The 19,756-nt window shown below is 51.7% G+C and carries 19 protein-coding genes; 10 read left to right on the top strand and 9 right to left on the bottom strand.

Annotation, left to right across the window (positions count from 1 at the left end; translation table 11 throughout):
• Nucleotides 1-77 precede the first annotated feature (77 nt).
• From AACH41_RS10650 to AACH41_RS10625, 6 genes are all read right to left on the bottom strand, one after another.
• The gene (locus AACH41_RS10650; RefSeq protein ID WP_338654973.1) at nucleotides 78-1,544 is read right to left on the bottom strand and encodes a sodium:solute symporter family protein; all 1,467 of its coding nucleotides are present in this window, start codon (nucleotides 1,542-1,544) and stop codon (nucleotides 78-80) included.
• 137 nt (nucleotides 1,545-1,681) lie between these two features.
• Nucleotides 1,682-2,125, bottom strand: a complete 444-nt coding sequence (locus AACH41_RS10645) for a DUF2147 domain-containing protein (protein ID WP_338654972.1) — start codon at nucleotides 2,123-2,125, stop codon at nucleotides 1,682-1,684.
• An 11-nt stretch (nucleotides 2,126-2,136) separates the two neighbouring features.
• Nucleotides 2,137-3,684 carry a ubiquinone biosynthesis regulatory protein kinase UbiB gene (gene ubiB / locus AACH41_RS10640; protein ID WP_338654970.1) on the bottom strand — a complete coding sequence of 516 codons (1,548 nt, stop codon included), beginning with the start codon at nucleotides 3,682-3,684 and terminating at the stop codon, nucleotides 2,137-2,139.
• A complete protein-coding gene (locus AACH41_RS10635; RefSeq protein WP_338654969.1) occupies nucleotides 3,684-4,241 on the bottom strand; it encodes a hypothetical protein in 558 nt (185 codons plus the stop codon). Before AACH41_RS10635 ends, ubiB begins: the two co-directional genes overlap by 1 nt.
• Before the next feature lie 43 nt (nucleotides 4,242-4,284).
• Nucleotides 4,285-5,052 (bottom strand): bifunctional demethylmenaquinone methyltransferase/2-methoxy-6-polyprenyl-1,4-benzoquinol methylase UbiE, encoded by a 768-nt coding sequence (gene ubiE, locus AACH41_RS10630; protein ID WP_194748378.1) that lies wholly within the window; start codon nucleotides 5,050-5,052, stop codon nucleotides 4,285-4,287.
• Entirely contained in the window at nucleotides 5,036-5,431 is a 396-nt protein-coding gene (locus tag AACH41_RS10625) for a DUF971 domain-containing protein (protein WP_194748377.1), read from the bottom strand. Before AACH41_RS10625 ends, ubiE begins: the two co-directional genes overlap by 17 nt.
• Nucleotides 5,432-5,661: 230 nt before the next feature.
• On the opposite strand from AACH41_RS10625, the gene AACH41_RS10620 reads away from it, so the two are divergent.
• The gene (locus tag AACH41_RS10620) at nucleotides 5,662-7,617 is read left to right on the top strand and encodes a dynamin family protein (protein WP_194748376.1); all 1,956 of its coding nucleotides are present in this window, start codon (nucleotides 5,662-5,664) and stop codon (nucleotides 7,615-7,617) included.
• A gap of 86 nt (nucleotides 7,618-7,703) precedes the next feature.
• Here AACH41_RS10620 and rpoH read toward each other — a convergent pair whose 3' ends face one another.
• The 3 genes from rpoH to AACH41_RS10605 all read right to left on the bottom strand — a co-directional run bounded on the left by rpoH (nucleotide 7,704) and on the right by AACH41_RS10605 (nucleotide 10,536).
• Nucleotides 7,704-8,558, bottom strand: coding sequence for an RNA polymerase sigma factor RpoH (rpoH, locus tag AACH41_RS10615; protein ID WP_194748485.1), 855 nt, complete (start codon nucleotides 8,556-8,558; stop codon nucleotides 7,704-7,706).
• A 545-nt stretch (nucleotides 8,559-9,103) separates the two neighbouring features.
• Nucleotides 9,104-9,553 carry a hypothetical protein gene (locus tag AACH41_RS10610; protein WP_194748375.1) on the bottom strand — a complete coding sequence of 150 codons (450 nt, stop codon included), beginning with the start codon at nucleotides 9,551-9,553 and terminating at the stop codon, nucleotides 9,104-9,106.
• A gap of 356 nt (nucleotides 9,554-9,909) precedes the next feature.
• Nucleotides 9,910-10,536, bottom strand: coding sequence for a hypothetical protein (locus AACH41_RS10605; protein ID WP_338654965.1), 627 nt, complete (start codon nucleotides 10,534-10,536; stop codon nucleotides 9,910-9,912).
• A gap of 158 nt (nucleotides 10,537-10,694) precedes the next feature.
• On the opposite strand from AACH41_RS10605, the gene AACH41_RS10600 reads away from it, so the two are divergent.
• The 9 genes from AACH41_RS10600 (at nucleotide 10,695) to AACH41_RS10560 (ending at nucleotide 19,742) form a co-directional block, all read left to right on the top strand.
• Complete coding sequence (locus AACH41_RS10600) at nucleotides 10,695-11,879, top strand: porin (RefSeq protein WP_194748373.1); 1,185 nt, start codon at nucleotides 10,695-10,697, stop codon at nucleotides 11,877-11,879.
• A gap of 41 nt (nucleotides 11,880-11,920) precedes the next feature.
• Nucleotides 11,921-13,144, top strand: coding sequence for a formamidase (gene fmdA, locus AACH41_RS10595; protein WP_194748372.1), 1,224 nt, complete (start codon nucleotides 11,921-11,923; stop codon nucleotides 13,142-13,144).
• Nucleotides 13,145-13,198: 54 nt separating this feature from the next.
• Nucleotides 13,199-13,537, top strand: coding sequence for a zinc ribbon domain-containing protein (locus AACH41_RS10590; RefSeq protein WP_275356083.1), 339 nt, complete (start codon nucleotides 13,199-13,201; stop codon nucleotides 13,535-13,537).
• 61 nt (nucleotides 13,538-13,598) lie between these two features.
• The gene (gene urtA, locus AACH41_RS10585) at nucleotides 13,599-14,837 is read left to right on the top strand and encodes an urea ABC transporter substrate-binding protein (protein WP_194748370.1); all 1,239 of its coding nucleotides are present in this window, start codon (nucleotides 13,599-13,601) and stop codon (nucleotides 14,835-14,837) included.
• A 130-nt stretch (nucleotides 14,838-14,967) separates the two neighbouring features.
• Nucleotides 14,968-15,885: an urea ABC transporter permease subunit UrtB gene (gene urtB / locus AACH41_RS10580; RefSeq protein ID WP_194748369.1), complete on the top strand. Its 918-nt coding sequence runs from the start codon at nucleotides 14,968-14,970 to the stop codon at nucleotides 15,883-15,885.
• Between the two features lie 112 nt (nucleotides 15,886-15,997).
• A complete protein-coding gene (urtC, locus tag AACH41_RS10575) occupies nucleotides 15,998-17,287 on the top strand; it encodes an urea ABC transporter permease subunit UrtC (protein ID WP_194748368.1) in 1,290 nt (429 codons plus the stop codon).
• A complete protein-coding gene (gene urtD, locus AACH41_RS10570) occupies nucleotides 17,284-18,027 on the top strand; it encodes an urea ABC transporter ATP-binding protein UrtD (protein WP_194748367.1) in 744 nt (247 codons plus the stop codon). The genes urtC and urtD overlap by 4 nt, the downstream gene beginning before the upstream one ends.
• A gap of 28 nt (nucleotides 18,028-18,055) precedes the next feature.
• A complete protein-coding gene (gene urtE / locus AACH41_RS10565) occupies nucleotides 18,056-18,745 on the top strand; it encodes an urea ABC transporter ATP-binding subunit UrtE (RefSeq protein ID WP_194748366.1) in 690 nt (229 codons plus the stop codon).
• Nucleotides 18,746-18,875: 130 nt separating this feature from the next.
• Nucleotides 18,876-19,742, top strand: a complete 867-nt coding sequence (locus AACH41_RS10560; protein WP_338654963.1) for an urease accessory protein UreD — start codon at nucleotides 18,876-18,878, stop codon at nucleotides 19,740-19,742.
• Nucleotides 19,743-19,756: the final 14 nt, after the last annotated feature.

Genomic DNA, 19,756 nt, shown 5'->3' with positions numbered 1-19,756 from the left:
GTTCGGCTGAATAGTCCGCTTTTTAATGCCGTATTCATACAATTGGCATGAATGATTCACCATGGTGCCTGGCGAGGCTAGTGCGGATGGGATCTGGCAGCATGTTCATGTAAGTAGCCAGCGGCAGGGGCAGGCGTGCCGCCCAGTTTTTGTGGCAACAGGGAGCCGATGACCATGGCGACGGTACTGACCATGAGACCGATCAATTGTGCCGGAATCAGGCTGTCCTTGACCATCACCTCTGTCAGGATCCAGCTGGTAATGCCTAGTAAAATGGCAGCCAGCGCCCCCTGGCTGGTGGCACGCTTCCAAAACGCACCAAACAGCAGCGGCACAAAGGCCCCGGCCAGCGTCACCTTGTAGGCGCTTTCTACCATGCCAAAAATAGATAGCTCAGAGTTAAGGGCATAAAACAGCACCATGGCCGCAAAGCCGACCAGGCACAAGCGCATCACGCGCAAGAAGTGATGATCGCTCATCTGTGGCATAAAGCCCTTGACCACGTTTTCGGCAAAGCTGACTGAGGGGGCGAGCAAGGTGGCAGAAGAGCAGCTCATGATGGCAGACAGCACTGCCCCAAAGAAGATGGCCTGCGCCAGCAGGGGGGTATGCGTTAACACCAGTGTCGGCAGCACGCGTTGCGAGTCAGTGGCGACCAAGGTGCCAAAAGTCGCCGGGTCTATCAGTGTTGCGGCATAGGCAATAAACATGGGCACAAAGGTGAAGCAGAAATAAATGCTGGCACCCAGTAGCGAGCCCCACAAGGCGATTTTTCCGGTTTTTGCCGAGGTGATGCGTTGAAACACATCTTGTTGCGGGATAGAGCCCAGCATCATGGTCAGCCAGCCCCCCATAAAGGTCAGCCATACGCTCCAGTCTGTGCTTTGCGGGAAAAAATGCAGCTTGCCCGCGTCACGCGCATGGGCAATGACTGGCGCAATGCCGCCGGTCTGGCCGGAAACCAGATAAGCGATAAACAGCAGGCCGCCAATGACCACGATCATCTGTACAAAATCGAGGATAGCCACAGACAACATCCCGCCGAGTGTGGTGTAGGTGAGGACAATGGCCGTCCCCAGCATCATGCCTGCCTGCTCTGAAATGGCGCCATGACTGATCAGGTTAAAGATCAGGCCCAGGGCTTTGATCTGTGCCGCTACCCAGCCCATGTAGGAGACGACGATGGCCAGGGTGGTCAGCACCTCTACGCTACGGTTGTAGCGCATGCGGTAAAAGTCACCCAAGGTCAGAATGTTGAGTTTATACAGGCGGCTGGAGAAAAAAATCCCGGCCAGAATCAGGCACATGCTGGAGCCAAACGGGTCTGCGGCCACCCCGGTCAAGCCCTCACGCACAAAGGTGGCGGACACGCCAAAGACCGCTTCTGCGCCAAACCAGGTGGCAAATACGGTGGCGGTCACCACCGGCAAGGGCAGGTGGCGGCCAGCGACTGCATAATCCTTGGTGCTATGTACATTTCTGGCAGCGAACAGGCCTATCCCGATAGAGACAAGTAAGTACGCCACCACAAACCAGATCAGCACAGTCCGTTTCCCTTGATTCAGTTGCAAAACGCCGATTTTAAAACAAAACCTGGCCTACACAGGGGTTCTCAATCTGGCTGTAGTAAAAAAGGCCCGAAAATCAGGCCTTTTTTACAAATCTGCACGTTTGATTGCCACTATTCCACCCGTTTCCAGGTTTGCGAACGGCCAATCAGTGAAATCCCGATAAAGCCACGCACCTCCAGTTCGTTGCCGTTGGGGCTCAGTGTCATTTTACATTGGTAGGTTTTGCCGTTTTCCGGGTCCAGAATCTCGCCATTTTCATACACATAGGGTTTGCTACCGGCTTTGAGGTGTTTGGCGATGGTCATGCCTATGATTTTTTGCCCTTTACGCTCGTCAGTACATTTGTCACACACCGCATCGCCGGTGTCTGTGGCTAGCAAGCCTTTTTCGACAACGGCATGGTATTCCCCGCCGGATTCGGCAATGCGTACCAGTGAGCGGGGTTTGCCGGTTTTATCGTCCGTCGTTTGCCATAGACCGCTCAAGTCGGCTGCCTGCAAGGCCATGGGTAACATCATCAATACTGCAACAAGTAGCTTCTTGGGGGATGCCATCAAGTACTCCTTTAGTGAGTGAACAGTAAAAACAAGCTGGCAAATTGTAGCAATACCAGCACGAGAATGGCCATCGTCGCCCATTTTTGCCAGGTGGCCTGCTTGTGCTGGCTGTTTAGCAAGGTATCAATATGGGTTTGCTGTTTGGCCAGCTCGCTTTGATTGCGCAGATATTGCTCCAGCAGGCGTGGCATTTCTGCAGCATGGGCAAGTACATAGGGGAGCTCACGTTTTGCAGATTTAAGCAGGCTGCGCCAGCCGATCTGCTCGCTCATCCAGCGCTTGAGAAATGGTTTGGCGCTTTGCCACAAGTCGATATTCGGGTCCAGTTCACGGCCCAGGCCTTCAATATTGAGCAGGGTTTTTTGCAACATAATCAGTTGCGGCTGAATATTCACGCCAAAGCGGCGTGACATCTGAAACAGGCTGAGCAGGGTGCGGCCAAATGAAATTTCCTTGAGCGGCTTTTCAAAGATCGGCTCGCAAATGGCGCGCACGGCTGTTTCGAGGGCTTCTACATTGGTATCTGCCGGCACCCAGCCAGACTCAATATGCGCCACTGCCACATCCCGGTAGTCACGGTTGAAAAAAGCGAGGAAGTTCCGCGCCAGATAATACTGGTCGGTAGGCGTGAGGCTACCCATGATGCCAAAATCCAGTGCAATGAATTTACCTTTATCCGGCCCCTCGGTCACCACCTGGATATTGCCCGGATGCATGTCGGCATGAAAAAAACCATCACGGAATACCTGCGTAAAAAACACCTCTACACCTTCGTGAGCCAATTGGGTCAGGTTGATACCATAGGCTTGCAACGTGGCGGTTTCACGGACAGGCGTGCCAAACATACGCTGCATGGTCATCACTTGCTTGCGTGAGTAGTCCCAGTAAACCGTAGGCACCAGCAGGCGGCGGTCACTGAAATTGCGGCCAAGCTGTGCGCACTGTGCAGCTTCCAGGGTCAGGTCCAGTTCGTGCTCGGTGTGACGGGCAAATTCATCCACCATTTCATCCGGCTTGAGACGGCGCCCCTCACGGGAGAGTTTTTTGACCCACCAGGCCAGCGTGCGGAGTAAGGCGATATCTCTATGAATAATGGCGGCAATATTGGGACGCAACACTTTAACAGCTACCTGTTCGCCACTATGCAGTTTGGCAAAATGCACCTGGGCCACCGAAGCGCTTGCGACCGGAACCGCGTTAAACTCGGCATAGACCGTCGTCAGCGGGGCGTCAAAGGCCTGCTCAATAATACGCTCCACTTCAGCGTAGGCAAATGGCGGCACCTGATCCTGCAGTTTGGTCAGTTCATCGGCCACATCCGGTGGCAGCAAGTCGCGGCGTGTAGACAGCATCTGGCCAAATTTGACGAAAATTGGGCCGAGTTTTTCAAGGGCCAGCCGCAAGCGGACGGCCCGTTTCTCCGGCGCATGGCGCCAGAATAACAACCCGTTGAGCAGTCGCGAACCCAGACCTGGTTGATTGTGACGGACAAAGAAAATATCCAGCCGATACCAGATCAGCATGCCGATAATGTGAAAAAAGCGTATCCAGTGCATCAGGGCTGACTTTCTGCGGGGGCGTTGGCAGCTAACAGTTTTTCTACGCGTTGCTGCAAGCGGTCTGTGTCTTCCCTGAGCTGGTCGACGGCCTGGTTAAATTGCGTGATGCGGGTTTTTTTTGCCAGCAACGGCTGCTCTTCTTGCCAGTATTCCACCAGCATTTCTCCCAGGTTTTTGGCCTGGCCTTGCAAGCGCTGCATGGTTTGCTGACCGAGTTGGACGACTTCAAAAGCCGCCACATCGCCGACCACTTTACTCAAGTCTTCTTCGACATCCCAGCGGATGGCCGCCAGAATCTTGCCGACTTCCATGCCTAGCGCACTGTCGCCATCAATTTTAATCAGGCTATGCGCCTGCGGATCTTGCCTCAGTAGCCGCATGGCCAGGCTGGGCGGCAAGTGAATGGTGGCATCTGCCATGGCGGTATCGCCTGCAACTGCCAGCTCACCATTGCTTAACACTGTCAGCATGACACGGGCCACTTTAAAGTCTAGACAAAGATGACTGTGCGCATACGGCTGTAACCTGGGAGCGGTCCAGCGGTTTTGCTGCATCAAGTGCTGCAGCACGAATTGAATCAAGGGCTTGAACATGGGGTTAGAGTTTGATGCCTTTGTGCAGCGCGACCACGCCTGCAGTCAGGTTGTAGTAATCGACTTTTTCAAAGCCTGCTGCATGCATCATCTGTTTCAAGGTTTCCTGGTCAGGGTGCATGCGGATGCTTTCTGCCAGATAGCGATAGCTGGGCTCATCGTTGGCGATCCATTTACCAAACTTAGGCAGCAGTTTGAAAGAGTAGGTGTCATAAAGTTTCTCCAGTGGTTGCCAAACCTTGGAAAACTCAAGTACCAGCAGGCGTCCGCCACGCTTGAGCACACGTTGCATTTCTTTGAGCGCAACGTCTTTATGTGTCATGTTGCGCAGGCCAAACGCCACAATGACACAGTCAAAGGTTTCATCAGCAAACGGCAGTCCTTCGGCATTACATTGGGTGGCCGGAATGGTCAGGCCGGCATCAATCATGCGGTCTCGGCCCACGCCCAGCATGGAGGCGTTAATGTCGGTCAAAATGACCGTGCCGGGATTGCTGGGAGACTGGGTCGCCACTTTTTTGGCAAACAGGCGCGACAGGTCGCCGCTGCCGCCGGCAATATCGAGTACTTTGTCACCCTGCCCAACGCCGCTGACATCCACGGCAAAGCGTTTCCACAGCCGATGCATGCCCGCAGACATGACGTCATTCATGATGTCGTATTTTTGCGCCACCGAATGAAAGACTTCGCCCACTTTTTTCTGTTTTTCCCGTTCATCGACGGTTTCAAAGCCAAAGTGGGTGGTTTTTTGCTGCTCAGTGTTGGATTGCATGCTTGGGTTCCTTGCGCGTATGGCCTGCCATGGTGAGTTTGGCGATGTAGTCTTGCCACAGGCTTTCATAATGTTGTGCCAGATAATACAGATAATCCCATGAATACAGCCCGGTATCATGACCATCATCAAATATCAGTTTGATTGCATAGCGGCCAACCGGTTCAATGGCGCTGATGTTCACATCCTGCTTGTCCAGTTGCAGCACTTCCTGGCCTGCGCCATGCCCGCGGACCTCGGCAGAGGGCGAGTAGACACGTAAAAATTCGCATGACAGCATGCATTCCGTCTGGTTATCGAAATGAATTTCCAGCAAGCGCGAGCCCTGATGCAGTTGGATCAGGGTAGGGATGGGGCAATCAGGATGTAGACCGCTCATATGATTGAAGAAAACCGTGTTTGGGGCCGTTAACTTGAATATTGCGCATGATAGCAGATGCACGCATCTACCGCATGGCAAGCAAATGTTTCATGTTAGGGTTGATAATTCATTTTATTTGTGAATTAATAGCTGTACTTGCATGATTTATTTGATCTTTTAACAATTCATGTTAGATTATAGAAAAATAACAACAAGTAGGTCACCTTAATAAAATTGCAGCAGGTCCTATGGAAAATAACCGACTGGCACAACAATTTGATTTGTACACACGCTGGCGTCAATCGATTGCTGATGTACTGGGAGAGTATCGACGCTGGATTGCGGACAAGCAGCTCAGTGATGTGCAGTTAGATGAGCGCATACAGCAGCAACTCAACCGCTTGCGTGAAGACAAGCTCAATGTCGCTTTTGTTGCAGAGTTCTCGCGCGGCAAGTCAGAGCTCATCAATGCCATTTTCTTTTCAGGGTATGGTCACCGGTTGTTGCCATCCGGTGCAGGCCGTACCACCATGTGTCCCACCGAACTGCGTTATGACACTGGCAAGCCCGTTAGCCTGTCACTGCTACCGATTGAAACCAATACCCACCAGATTTCCATTACTGAATATCGCCGCATGCCGCAAGCCTGGTCTGTGGTGGAGTTCGATGCTCATTCGCGCGACAGCATGGTTGAAGCCTTCAAGGAGGTTAGTCGTACCCGTCGCGTGACAGTGCAAGAGGCGCAGTCGCTAGGCTTGTATCATCCTGACAATTCTGACGATGCCATGTTGATCGGCGCAGATGGCCTGATGGAGATTCCATGCTGGCGCTATGCCATGATTAATTTCCCGCATCCCTTGCTCAAGCAGGGCTTGGTAATCCTTGATACGCCCGGCCTCAATGCCATCGGTGCCGAGCCTGAGTTAACCATGAGCATGCTGCCGAATGCGCATGCCGTGCTGTTTATTCTCGGCGCGGATACCGGGGTTACCAAATCCGAGATGGAAGTCTGGCGCCGTTATATCAGTGGCGCACGCTGGAAGCAAAAAGGCCGCATGGCGGTGCTCAACAAGATTGATGGCTTGTGGGATCCGCTCAAGACAGATGATGAGGTGGAGGCAGAGCTTTATCGTCAATTGCAACATACTGCTGAGTTATTGGGCTTGTCGCGCGACCAGATCTTGCCAACCTCTGCCCAAAAAGGCTTGCTGGCCAAGGTCAAAGGTGATGTGGCCTTGCTGCAAAAGAGCCGCTTGTTGCAGCTGGAGAAAAATCTCTCGGATGAGTTGATCCCGGCCAAACAGGAAATTGTGCGCGAGAGCCTGCAGGGTGAGATTGACGACATGATGCAGCAAACGCGGGTGACCCTGGAAACCCGACTGCAAAGCGTGCTAGACCAGTCGGACGAGTTGCGTTGCCTGCAAGGTAAAAATGAAGACGTTATTGCGCAGATGATGCGCAAGGTCAAACAGGATAAGGTCAATTTTGAAGTCGGCTTGCAACGCTACCAGGCTTTGCGTAGTGTGTTTTCCGTGCAATCCAACCAGTTATTTCACCATCTCGGCATGCCAGCACTCAAGAACAAGGTGCGTGAAACGCGTGAGACCATGATGAAAGCGGCGTTTACTAAAACCATGCGTCAGGCCATGGATGACTTTTTCAGTGACCTCAAGCGCCGGATGATGGATGCAGACGTGCATGTGCTTGAGATCAAGAAAATGATGGAAGCCATGTATGAAAAATTCTCCAAAGAACATGGACTGTTGCAAAAGTCGCCCCCCCCATTTTCCACTTCACGTTACCTCAAGGCCCTGAATAAACTCGAAGCGATTTACCGCGATCAGTTCAATACCACCTTTAACATGATTGCGCATGAAAAGCTGACGCTGACCAGTAAATTCTTTGAGACCCTGGCCAGCCATGTCATTATCGAGTATGAAGCCGCCAACCGCGATACGGAAAGCTGGCTTAAAGCCGTGATGGCGCCTATGGAAAGCCAGATGCGTGAGCATCATGTGCAACTCAAGCGCCGGGTCGAAAGTATCAAACGTATTTATCAGGCCACCGATACCCTGGAAGAGCGTATTGCGGACCTGGAGCAGGTGGAACTCTCTATTCGCCAGCAGTTGGCAGATCTGGATCATTTGCATGCCAAAGCCATGACGGCGTTGATGCATGAAGAGGTCGTCGTGAAAGCTGCCTAAGCGGTGATTGAGGACAAGATTTTCGGGGGAAGAGGTATGACCTCTGAAGCACGAACATAAAAAAACGGGTGACTGGCACCCGTTTTTTATTTGCTTTCCAACATATAGGTTTTGATCTTTTGCATCGCCTTTTGCTCAATCTGGCGGATACGTTCAGCCGAAACACTAAATTCTGCGGCCAAGTCATGCAAGGTGGCTGTATTGCCCTCAGTCAGCCAGCGGGCTTGCAGTACACGACGACTACGCTCATCCAGCTGCTGCAAAGCCATGCTCAGGCCTTCTGTCTGCATGTGCTCAGTCTGCAGGTTTTCCAGCAAGGTAGAAGGTTCAGGACCTTCATCTTCCAGAAACGCGATTGGGCTGTACACTTCTTCGCCATCCTCGTCCACTTGCGCATCCAGAGAGATTTCCTGACCATTGAGGCGGTACTCCATCTCGGTCACGTCCTCTGGTTTCACATTGAGTTCAGTCGCAATGCGTTGAACATCTTCCTGGCTTAAGGTCTCAAACCCATTTTTCATGCTGCGCAAGTTAAAGAACAGCTTGCGTTGCGCTTTGGTGGTGGCGGTCTTGACCAAACGCCAGTTCCGCACAATATACTCATGAATTTCAGCCTTGATCCAGTGCATGGCAAAAGAAACCAGACGCACACCGCGATCGGGATCAAAGCGTTTAACTGCTTTCATCAAGCCAATATTACCCTCTTGGATCAGGTCTGATTGTGGCAGGCCATAACCGCTGTAACCACGGGCAATGCTGGCGACCAGACGCAAGTGCGACACAATCAGCGCACGCGCAGCCTCAAGGTCCCCGCTTTGTTTCAGGCGGGTCGCATAACCGTATTCTTCTTCAGCGGTCAGCACCGGAAACTGCTTGATGGTCTGCAGGTATTTATCCAGGCTGTCTGCCGATGCAACGACAGGTAATGTAAAAGCGTTGATAACAAACTCCTTGGTATCAAAAGAGATTTAAAACAATTTTAGCACTCAATGTATGAGAGTGCTAGTCTCTGGCAAAGTTCCAACTGGCTATCGCATTTTATAAAGTAAATCCGGCTCGAAAATCAGAATAAAACCCGGAATTCAACCTCAATTTTAGAGGATCAATCACTGCCGGAAGGCATTGGCAGGTAGATCGGGATAATGGGGGGATATTCATATGGCGGACAGGCAATACTGACGTTAGCAAGGGCATGGGGCAGTGGGGTAAATATGTTGTGCAACTTATTGGATCCTATGCAACACAAGGCGCAGAACCGGTTGCATGAAGCTGAACCTTAATAGTTACCGCTTGAAGCCAGTCACTGCAATCCGTTGTGATGTTGGGTGGGGCATCGCCGCTTATTACGCATGCGTGCTTTATCCTTCATCGCGGCACAGCGATGTGCTGAGCCTGATAAAGGATAAAGCATCATAATCGGTTTGGCTGACACTGTGCTTACAGTATCCGGTCTGTCATCAGGCTCACGGTATTGAATGGTTTCAGATTAATCCCTGCCGTGACCATGGCCACGTCCCGGGCCGCCAGGTCTGCCTCCTGGCCCTGGTGGGCCATCATGCCAGTGATCCCAACCGGGACCAGGCCCTGGTGGGCCAGGATGTGCCCGGTAATGTGGCACATAAACATTCTGATACCAGCCATCCTGTACAAAATAGACCTGACGACCACAAGCGCCATAGCCGCCGCAATAGCGTGCCCAGCGCTTCATATGGCCGGGTGGTACATGCAGATACATGGGGGGCTGCACCACCGCCACCGGTGGTGGCTGGATAATCACGGGTTGCGGGTAGACCACTTGCGGCACTGGATAAGCATCACCAAGCACTATCTGGCCGTAAAAGCCGGGTTGCCCCACGCTGACCGCGACACCGGCTTCTGCGGTCGTGGCCAAGGCAATTGTCCAACATAATGCACCTGCCATGAGTATTCTGAGCATGGTTACCTTCTTTCTGTCTGTTTCAGAAAAATGCAGATTGATTTGCATAGGCGGATTTTAGAAAGGCTATGCCCCGCAGAGCAGTCTGATTATTCTGATAGCGTTGTCAGAGGGTGCTGACAGTCATTGCCTGGGTTTTATGATGAATGATTTTTGAGAGAACTAATGGCATGGGGCGGATCAACAGGCTCAGGTCAGGGCACCTGGGCAGATGAGATGGTTAAATCAATAGCTTGTTAATTTCTGGCTTGCGATGCTTCTGTCTTGGCGCGTGTGTAAAGAGGTCTCCATTGACAGCCTCGCGTGCCTGCCAATGGCGCCATCCGATTGATGGACGGCGACTGGCAAGCAATTTTTTACTTCACATTGCGTACGGCCATCCAGCCCAAGTCATGCATACAGGAGACAAACGCACGTTTAAAAGTCTGTGTCTTGTAATCAGGCAGGTAGTTTTCCCCCAGCTTTTTCTCGCAGCTGGCTTGGTCACGAGATAGCTGGTTGGGGAAAGCCCCCATTTTCCACCATGAATTGATCGAATACGCTACATCGGGACCGTCATTCACTGTGCTGTGTGGCGCAGCAGGGGCTGATTCAGGTGCGTCGTCCGCTGGCGTTAAGGCTGTCGAGCTGGCTGGGGCAGAGGCGGCACTGGTTGCTGCCGGGCTCGCTTGTGGTTTTTTTGCAACAGCTGCAGCTTGCGCTTTCGCGGCATTCTCTTTGGATAAGTCTATAAAAGGACTGGGCTTGCTTTGCATGCCACCGCGGTTATCCGAAGCCTCTATGGTTGCAAATAAAGGATCAAACGCATCTAGCTTGGGTTTTTTCCAACCATGCTCGGCCAGGCATGCCGAGAGCTGATCGCCGCTGCCACGGCAGGCTTGGTGCGCCCGTTCGATGTCCTGCTGGTTGCCGCCTTGCTTGTAAGAAATCTGGCCACACCCTGCCAATAAGGCGGTTGTTAATAGGTAAGTTAAAAGACGCATTGCGAGTCCTGTTCGTGATTTGTTATGCGCAGTCTAGCGGGCTTTTCACGCCCTCGCCACTACGCAAATTGACGTATTTGTCCTACAACCCCCTCTCGTTAAGCTGAGCGCAAGTTTTGATCAACTGTGATTTGAATTTAACGAGAAAGGGAACTTAGATGATGAACTTGAAAAAATGTGCCTTGCATACTGCGGTAGCAATGGCTTGTGGCCTGGGTGCACAACTGGCAAATGCGGGTGCAACAATCAACTTTGGCGAAGATAAATATATTGGCCTTGGGTTTGGCTTTATCAGCAGCTATAACTCAAAAGAGGACGCTGTGAATCAAGGCAGCGATCGTTCAAACGACTTCGCTCTGGATAGTGCTCGTATTTATATCTCCGGTTCTTTTAACAAGTATATCAAAGGCATGCTGAACACTGAAAAATCAGGTGGCGGCTCTGCAGGCTCTAATGTTGAAGTGATTGATGCCAACGTGCAATTTCAGTTAACCCCTGAAGTGGCCATCTGGGCAGGTCGTTTCCTGTCTCCGAGTGACCGTGCCAACATGGCAGGTCCTTACTACTCCATGGGTGGTGGCTACTGGGCCAACATTGCTTCACGTTATGGCTGGAACGGTGGTGTGATTGGTCGTGATGACGGTGTGGCTATGGTTACCAGCTTTCTTGAGGATCATCTTAATGTTTCATTCGGTGCCTTTGAAGGTAACCAGATTTTCCGTTTTAGTGGGGTTGGCGCGCAGTCACAATCTTCAACACATAAAGATAACCTGATGTATGCCGGTCGTGTGCAATACGATTTCTGGGATGCAGAACCAGGCTACTACGGTACAGGCAACTACTTTGGTGCTAAAGACATTCTTGCCATCGGGGTTGCTGGACGTTACAAAAAAGATGGTGTTGTCAGCCCTACCAATGTGGTGGGTGATTACAAAGCTTACAGCGTGGACTTCCTGTTAGAGAAAAAAGATGTGGGTCCTGGTACCTTTTCTGCTGAAGCTGCTTACTACTACTACGGCACCGATGGTGTGTTTAAAGGTGAGCAAGGTCATGCATACTCCGCTGGCTTAGGCTACCTGTTCCAGGAACAAGTAGGCTGGGGCAAATTCATGCCTATCATTCGTTACCAGAAATTTAACGCCGATGGTGTGACAAGCTACAACTCGACAACGACAGCTTTTACCAATACCACCGGCGGTGGCGCAAGCAAACGCTTTGAAGTGGGCACCAATTACGTGATTGCACCTTACAACGCGACTTTGACAGCCACCTACGGCAAAGAAGATACCGCGACGGCTTCTAATAAAGATTTCGTCCGAGTCGCCCTGCAGATGCAGTTCTAATCAACACCTTATAACCCTTTCCCACAAAGGAGATGAGCGTAATGAAAACAATAGTGAAGTTGGATTTGGATAAAAAACCATGGGAGCAGGACGGCCAGATTCATAACCGCTGGCACCCCGACCTGCCAATGATTGCCATGGTCAAGCCAGGGGATGAGTTCCGTGTTGAGTGTATGGACTGGACCGGTGGTCAGATCGGTAACAACGATAGCGCCAATGATGTGCGTGACGTTGATCTGACCCAGGTGCACTACCTGAGTGGCCCGATTGGCGTGGAAGGTGCTGAGCCGGGTGACTTGATGGTGGTGGATATTCTGGATGTGGGTACTTTTGATGAATATCAATGGGGCTTTAACGGCTTGTTTGCCAAGGAAAATGGTGGGGGCTTTCTGACCGACCACTTCCCTGAAGCGAGCAAAACCATCTGGGATTTCCACGGCGTGTATACCACTTCCCGTCATGTGCCTAAGGTGCGTTATGCCGGCATTATGCACCCGGGTCTGATTGGTTGCCTGCCATCCAAAGAACTGCTCGAAACCTGGAACAAGCGTGAAGGCGACCTGATTGCAACGGATCCAGATCGTGTCCCGCCACTGGCTTGCCCTCCGACTTCACAATCTGCCGTCATGGGCCGTTTGAGTGGCGACGCTGCCAAAAAAGCAGCAGCCGAAGGCGCGCGTACCGTGCCACCACGTGATCACGGCGGTAACTGCGATATCAAGAACCTGACCAAAGGCTCAAGGGTGTACTTCCCGGTCTATGTGAAGGATGGCGGTCTCTCCATGGGTGACCTGCACTTCTCACAAGGCGACGGTGAAATCACTTTCTGCGGTGCGATTGAAATGGCCGGTTACCTCGATATCAAGGTTGGCCTGATCAAGGATGGTGTGAAGAAATACGGGATTAAAAACCCTGTGTTCCAGCCCAGCCCGATCACACCGACTTACCGTGATTACATGATTTTTGAAGGCATTTCGGTTGACGAAGCCGGCAAGCAACATTACCTGGATGTGCATATTGCCTACCGCCAGGCTTGCCTCAACGCGATTGAGTACCTGAAAAAATTTGGTTATAGCGGCGAACAAGCGGTATCCATCCTGGGGACTGCGCCGGTAGAGGGGCATATCAGCGGCATCGTCGATATCCCTAACGCTTGTGCCACCTTGTGGGTCCCGACCGAGATCTTTGAGTTTGATATCCGACCTAACGCGGATGGACCGAAGATCATGGTGCCGCCAGGCATAGATGTGTCCACTTGCACATAACAATGAGTGTTGATCGCGTGCAGTTTATTTGATCAGACTTGATAGGAAACCAAGATGCCTCTTTACGAATATGAATGTGACAGTTGTGGCGTATTTACTGCGCTACGCAAAATGAGTGAGTCGAGTTTGCCTGCCTACTGCGATTGTTGCGGGGCAGAGAGTCCACGGATTTTATCTGTGCCCAAACTGGCCATCATGGACAAAATGCAACGGTCTGCGCATGAACGTAACGAGAAATCTGCCAACGAGCCGCGTACAGCCAGACGTTCCAGCTGTGGCTGTACCGGATCACACACGTGTAAAACCAAGCCGCCGGTCAACCAGGATACAGGTAAACCGGGCTTGCAAATGCAGACCAAGAAAACGGCACGGCCGTGGATGGTCGGGCATTAATCAGCGACATCAATCCCTTAATTATTGATTTTATTGATTTATCCATAAAGGAGAAGAAGTAATGAGTACCTCAAACAGACGCGGTTTTATGAAGGGCGCATTGGTCGGTGCCATGATGGCCGCAGGCCTTATCAGCGGTCATGCATTTGCAGCGGATTATCCGACTGCAAAAGTGAATACGACTGGCTTGGCAGTGACTGACTCCACAGTAAAAGTAGGTATTCTGCACTCTGCCACCGGCACGATGGCGATTAGTGAAACCGGTTCTATCCAGGCTGAAAAGCTGGCGATCGAACAGATCAACGCCATGGGCGGTATTCTGGGCCGCAAGATTGAAATTATCCAGGAAGACGGTGCGTCTGACTGGCCAACTTTCGCAGAAAAAGCGAAGAAACTGCTGGAAAAAGACAAAGTGGCTGCTGTGATGGGCTGCTGGACGTCTGCTTCACGTAAAGCGGCTTTGCCAGTGTTTGAAAAAGACAATGGCTTGTTGTTCTACCCAACCTTCTACGAAGGTCTGGAGCAATCCAAAAACGTGTTCTACACCGGTCAAGAAGCGACACAACAAATTCTGGCAGGGTTGGACTGGATCGCTAAAGAGAAAAAAGCCAAGACTTTCTACCTGATTGGTTCTGACTACATCTGGCCACGTACTTCCATGAAGATTGCCCGTAAACACATCGAGCAACACTTGCATGGCACTGTGGTGGGTGAAGAATACATCGCCTTGGGTGACACCCAGTTCGGTTCTGTGATCAACAAAATCAAACTGAAAAAACCTGACGTGATCTACGCAGCGGTGGTGGGCGGCAGTAACGTGGCTTGGTTCAAACAATTGAACGCTGCTGGTTTGAACTCCAGCAAACAAACCATGTTGACGATCTCCGTGACCGAGGACGAAGTGTTGGGTATCGGCGGTGAAAACCTGGCTGGTTTCTACTCTGCGATGAAATACTTCCAGTCTCAAGACAATGAGGCTAACAAGAAATTTGTAGAGGCGTTCAAAAAACGCTGGGGTGAGAAGTCTGTGATCGGCGACGTGACACAAGCTGCTTACCTGGGTCCATGGTTGTACAAGGCAGCCGTTGAGCGCGCAGGTAGCTTCGATGTAGACAAAGTGCAAGCAGCATTGCCAGGCTACACTTTCAAAGATGCACCAGAAGGCCCTGTTACTGTGGAAGCCAACCACCACCTGACCACCAAGCTGCGTATTGGTCAGTGGGGTAAAGATGGCCAGGCCAAAGTGGTATACACCTCTGATTACATCAAACCTGATCCATTTCCAAAAGGCTATCAATAAGCTAGTCCTGTCGTAAATGCTTAAGCGGTAGCCGGTTACTCCGGCTACCGTTTGGCGCAAACAGCATTCAAGTTGTAAACAATTTCAAGCAGTCAGCAATTTTGAGAAGTTGCATTTTAAGGAGACCGATATGTTTGGTTATTCGATGGCAGATATAGGCAATATTGTGGTGATGCAAGGCTTTTCCGGCCTGAGCATGTTTACAGTGTTGCTACTCATGGCACTGGGTCTCGCGATTATTTTCGGGCAGATGGGTGTGATTAACATGGCGCATGGTGAGTTTATGACCATCGGTGCCTATACCACGGTCATGCTATCCAAGGTGGCTGCCACTTACGGCTTCACCAATTACTATTTTTTGTTTGCTATCCTCATTGCGTTCGGGCTGGCATTCGCGGTCGGCTATGTTGTTGAATACGGCATGATCCGGCACCTGTACAAGCGGCCACTGGATACCTTGCTGGCGACCTGGGGGCTAAGCCTGGTCATGCAGCAGATCTTCCGCTCTACCTTTGGCGCCAAAGAGGTGAGTGCCGAGTTGCCTGAGTGGATGTTGGGCTCTTTCAAGCCGACGCCAGACATTGATATCCCGATCAACGGTGTTTTTGTGATGGCCCTGGCTGCGCTGGTGACCCTCGGTGTATATATGTTTATGTATAAATCACGCTGGGGCCTACGTGTGCGTGCCACCGTGCAGAACCGTACCATGGCGGGTGCAGTGGGCATTAACACTGCAAAAGTCGACCGTGTGACCTTTGCCTTGGGGTGCGGCATTGCCGGGATCGCGGGCGCTGCGTTTACCACGATTGCTTCTACCGGGCCAACCACGGGTACGCTCTACATCGTAGACAGCTTTATGGTGGTGGTGTTTGGCGGTGCAGCCAGCATTGTAGGGACGATTGCCTCAGCCTTCGGCATCGCCCAGGCGCAATCTATCCTGCAGTTCTTTATGACCAGCTCCATGGGTAAAGTGTCCACGCTGCTTGCCATCGTCACAATCTTGATGATGAAACCTGAAGGTTTGTTTGCCTCCAAACTGCGTAAATAACAGATACGGCAACGTGTGAGCATGCTTCTCACGCGTTGCCATAAGTAAATAGACGTATTAGTACTTTGTATCTGTCGCACTAGAATCAACGCATCAATAGAGGAGATTTTTGATGACATTATGGGAAAAAATGAAAGCCAGTCCTGTACTGGGTGGTAAGGAAGGCGTGATCGGCCTGGCTGCGCTGGCCGCCCTGATCTTCGTCGTGTTGCCACTGGGGGTAGATATTTTCCGCCTGAACCTGATTGGTAAATACCTGACCTACGCCTTTGTCGCCGTTGGCCTGGTGATGTTATGGGGGCATGGCGGTATTTTGAGTCTGGGCCAGGGCATCTTCTTCGGTCTGGGGGGCTATGCGATGGCGATGTTCCTCAAGCTGGAAGCGTCCGATCCAGAAACCACTAAAATCCAGTCTACGCCAGGCATTCCTGACTTTATGGACTGGAACCAGCTCACGGCCTTGCCATGGTTCTGGGAGCCGTTCAAAAGCTTACCCTTCACGCTGATTGCTGTACTCACCGTGCCAGCCATCTTTGCCTACATCATCGGTTATGCCATGTTCAAGCGTCGTGTGGGTGGGGTGTATTTCTCCATCATCACGCAAGCGATTGCCCTGATCCTGAGTATCCTGATTGTTGGTCAGCAAGGCTATACCGGTGGTGTGAACGGCATGACAGACCTGCGTACCATGTTGGGCTGGGATATTCGCACCGATTCTGCCAAATATATCCTGTACTACGTGAATGGTTTGTTGCTGTTCGGGGCGATCTTCCTGTCCAAATACATCATGAGCAGCAAGTTCGGTATGTTGTTGCTAGCCATGCGCGACAAAGAAGAGCGGGTGCGTTTCTCTGGTTACGACGTTTCCAACTTTAAAATCTTTATCTTCTGCCTGGCGGCGATGATGTCTGCCGTTGGTGGTGCAATGTTTACCTTGCAAGTGGGCTTTATGTCACCGTCCTTTGTCGGCATTGTGCCTTCGATTGAAATGGTGATTTTCTGTGCCGTGGGTGGGCGTGCCTCGCTGATTGGCGCCGTATATGGCACCTTGCTGGTTAACTATGGTAAAACCGTGTTTTCAGAGACCTATCCAGAGTTGTGGTTGTTCCTCATGGGTGGCCTGTTTATCTCTGTGGTGATGTTCTTCCCGAATGGCCTGGCTGGTATCTGGGACAACCTGGCGACCAAATATGGCTGGTTCAAAGACAAGGCTGACGCAAAAAAGCCTGAGGTAAGTACTTCTGAGGTAGAAGCACAAGCAGTACTTACCGAATCTTCAACCACGGGCGCCGTAACCTCTACCGAAGCGGGCGTCAAGAAAACATCACGTAAGAAAGCGGCGGCCAGCACTGATCAGCCGTCCGCGATCGAAAGCAATAAAATGAGAGGAGCAGAAGCATGAGTAATACCGACTTCGTCTTGGCAGTAGAAGACCTGACCGTCTCCTTCGATGGCTTTAAAGCGGTGGATAGCCTCACCATGTATATCGACAAAAACGAACTGCGTGTGCTGGTGGGGCCTAACGGCGCCGGCAAGACCACGGTACTGGACCTGATTTGCGGTAAAACCAAATCTACAGCCGGTTCAATCAAGTTTAAAAACACTGAGTTGACCAAGCTGTCCGAGCACGAAATTGTGCGTTCCGGCGTCGGCCGCAAGTTTCAGAACCCGTCCATTTATGAAAACCTCACGGTTTATCAAAACCTGGAAGTGTCTTACCCCAAAGGCCGCGGCGTGTTTGGCAGCCTGACCTTCAAACGGACACAAGAGGTGGAAGACCGTGTACGCAAAGTGGCGGCAGACATCATGTTGACCGAGTTTCTTGAGATGGAATCTGCCTTGCTCAGTCACGGCCAGAAACAATGGCTGGAAATCGGCATGTTGCTCATGCAAGAGCCTGAGCTGTTGATGCTGGATGAACCTGTGGCAGGCATGAGCGCCAAGGAGCGCGACCAGACCGCCGATTTGCTCAACCGCATCTGCCAGAACCGCTCGGTGATTGTGATCGAGCACGATATGGAGTTTGTGAAGAAAATTGCGCACAAGGTGACAGTACTGCATCAGGGCAAAATCCTCGCCGAGGGGCCGATGGAGAAAGTCCAGGCAGACGAAAAAGTCATCGAAGTGTATTTAGGACATTAATTGGATTAGGCCATTCAAGGAGCACAGCATGTTTGAAATTGAAAATTTGCAGGTGAGTTATGGCCAAAGTCAGGTCATTCATGGCCTGAATTTCAAAGCCAACAAAAACGAAACACTGGCCATCATGGGCCGCAACGGCATGGGCAAAACCACGCTGTTCAAATCACTGATGGGCATTTTGCCAAGCAAAGCCAGCAAAGCCACCGTTGATGGGGTAGATCTGCAAGGCTCAGCTACCCATGAACGCGTCATGAAGGGGCTTGCCTATGTGCCACAAGGCCGCTGGATTTTTCCGAACATGACCGTACAGGAAAACATCGAAACCGGTCTCGAAAAATCGGCTTCAGGCGAGATCCCGGATGATATTTTCGCGTTGTTCCCGGTGTTGCATGAAATGCGTAAACGCAAGGGCGGTAACCTGTCCGGTGGTCAGCAGCAGCAATTGGCGATTGCCCGCGCGCTGGTGACCAATCCAAAAGTATTACTGCTGGATGAGCCGACCGAAGGGATTCAACCGTCCATCATCAAGGACATCGCCAAGGTGCTCAACGAAATCCGCAAAATGCGTGAAATCACCATCATCGTCTCCGAGCAGGTGTTGAGCTTCACCATGGAAGTGGCAGACCGTATTATCGTCATTGATAAAGGCCGTTTTATCCATGAGGATACGCGCGACAACGTGGATGCAGCTAAGGTAAAAAGTTATTTGTCTGTATAAGTGCTTTTTTAGCCACAGAGGACACGGCGTCCACAGAGCAAAACGAATTTGCCGTTCCTCTGTGTGCTGTGTCCTCTGTGGCAAGCATTAAAAAGTAATATTCCTGATTTGACTGTGGCATGATGCCGTTATGGATGATTTAAAGCATACGCCACCATCGCTAGCGCAAACGATCGCAACAAAACACTGGCAAGCTCGATTAGAGCTTGGCTTTGCCAAACGTGAAGCACGTTCTTACCTGGCACACCGCTTACATAAAGGCCCGTTGGTGGTGCAAAAAAGCCTGCATCCTGAAGGCGAAGCCATTTGCCATGCCGTCATTGTGCATCCGCCTGGCGGGGTGGCGGGGGGCGATGCGCTGCATTTGCAAGTGCACGTGGGGGAGGGCGCAAACGCCTTGCTGACCACCCCCGGCGCTGGCAAGTGGTATAAGGCCAATGGCACGATGGCTACACAAACGCTGCATTTTCAGCTGGCGTCCGGCAGTGGCCTCGAGTGGCTGCCGCAAGAAAATATCCTGTTTGATGCCGCTGAAGTTGGTTTTCATGCCGAGATTGATCTGGCGGGCGATGCCACCCTTGCGGCGTGGGACATCGTCTGTTTGGGCCGTCAGGCGCAGCAGGAACGCTGGCAGACCGGCGCCTATCAGCTCAATCAGCGCATCCGTCGCGATGGCCGCTTGATCTGGAATGAATGCGCCTGCATGCACGCTAACGACTTCTTAAAAAGCAGCCCTGTTGGCCTGGCTGGGTCGGTGGTGTTCGGTACTTTTCTGGTGTGTGCCGGGGCCGTGCCCGCAGAGGTGCTGCAAGCTTGTCGCGAGATTACTTTGCCTGATGCCAACACTGGCGTGACCGCTTTGCCAGAGGTGTTATGTATCCGTTATGTTGGCCAGGCCTCACAGCAGGCTAGGCAGTATTTTGAGCAGTGCTGGCAGTTACTGCGGCCATGGTATTATCAAAAAGACGCAGTCAGACCGCGGATTTGGAATACATAAGCTGCGTGCATAAA

Origin of the sequence: Methylophilus sp. DW102 (genome assembly GCF_037076555.1) — a bacterium.
Lineage (GTDB): Bacteria > Pseudomonadota > Gammaproteobacteria > Burkholderiales > Methylophilaceae > Methylophilus > Methylophilus glucosoxydans.
Note: the sequence above shows the minus strand (reverse complement) of the source record. Positions and strands in the feature narration are given on the sequence as shown.

Excerpts from the sequence above, each read along its gene's own strand:
- urtD (WP_194748367.1), top strand. The coding sequence starts at position 17,284 with ATGAGTAATACCGACTTCGTCTTGGCAGTAGAAGACCTGACCGTCTCC.
- urtC (WP_194748368.1), top strand. The coding sequence starts at position 15,998 with ATGACATTATGGGAAAAAATGAAAGCCAGTCCTGTACTGGGTGGTAAG.
- ubiE (WP_194748378.1), bottom strand. The coding sequence starts at position 5,052 with ATGCAATCCAACACTGAGCAGCAAAAAACCACCCACTTTGGCTTTGAA.
- AACH41_RS10620 (WP_194748376.1), top strand. The coding sequence starts at position 5,662 with ATGGAAAATAACCGACTGGCACAACAATTTGATTTGTACACACGCTGG.
- AACH41_RS10635 (WP_338654969.1), bottom strand. The coding sequence starts at position 4,241 with ATGCAGCAAAACCGCTGGACCGCTCCCAGGTTACAGCCGTATGCGCAC.
- AACH41_RS10610 (WP_194748375.1), bottom strand. The coding sequence starts at position 9,553 with ATGCTCAGAATACTCATGGCAGGTGCATTATGTTGGACAATTGCCTTG.
- urtE (WP_194748366.1), top strand. The coding sequence starts at position 18,056 with ATGTTTGAAATTGAAAATTTGCAGGTGAGTTATGGCCAAAGTCAGGTC.
- AACH41_RS10590 (WP_275356083.1), top strand. The coding sequence starts at position 13,199 with ATGCCTCTTTACGAATATGAATGTGACAGTTGTGGCGTATTTACTGCG.
- AACH41_RS10645 (WP_338654972.1), bottom strand. The coding sequence starts at position 2,125 with ATGGCATCCCCCAAGAAGCTACTTGTTGCAGTATTGATGATGTTACCC.
- urtA (WP_194748370.1), top strand. The coding sequence starts at position 13,599 with ATGAGTACCTCAAACAGACGCGGTTTTATGAAGGGCGCATTGGTCGGT.
- AACH41_RS10625 (WP_194748377.1), bottom strand. The coding sequence starts at position 5,431 with ATGAGCGGTCTACATCCTGATTGCCCCATCCCTACCCTGATCCAACTG.
- AACH41_RS10600 (WP_194748373.1), top strand. The coding sequence starts at position 10,695 with ATGATGAACTTGAAAAAATGTGCCTTGCATACTGCGGTAGCAATGGCT.
- ubiB (WP_338654970.1), bottom strand. The coding sequence starts at position 3,684 with ATGCACTGGATACGCTTTTTTCACATTATCGGCATGCTGATCTGGTAT.
- urtB (WP_194748369.1), top strand. The coding sequence starts at position 14,968 with ATGTTTGGTTATTCGATGGCAGATATAGGCAATATTGTGGTGATGCAA.
- AACH41_RS10605 (WP_338654965.1), bottom strand. The coding sequence starts at position 10,536 with ATGCGTCTTTTAACTTACCTATTAACAACCGCCTTATTGGCAGGGTGT.
- AACH41_RS10560 (WP_338654963.1), top strand. The coding sequence starts at position 18,876 with ATGGATGATTTAAAGCATACGCCACCATCGCTAGCGCAAACGATCGCA.
- fmdA (WP_194748372.1), top strand. The coding sequence starts at position 11,921 with ATGAAAACAATAGTGAAGTTGGATTTGGATAAAAAACCATGGGAGCAG.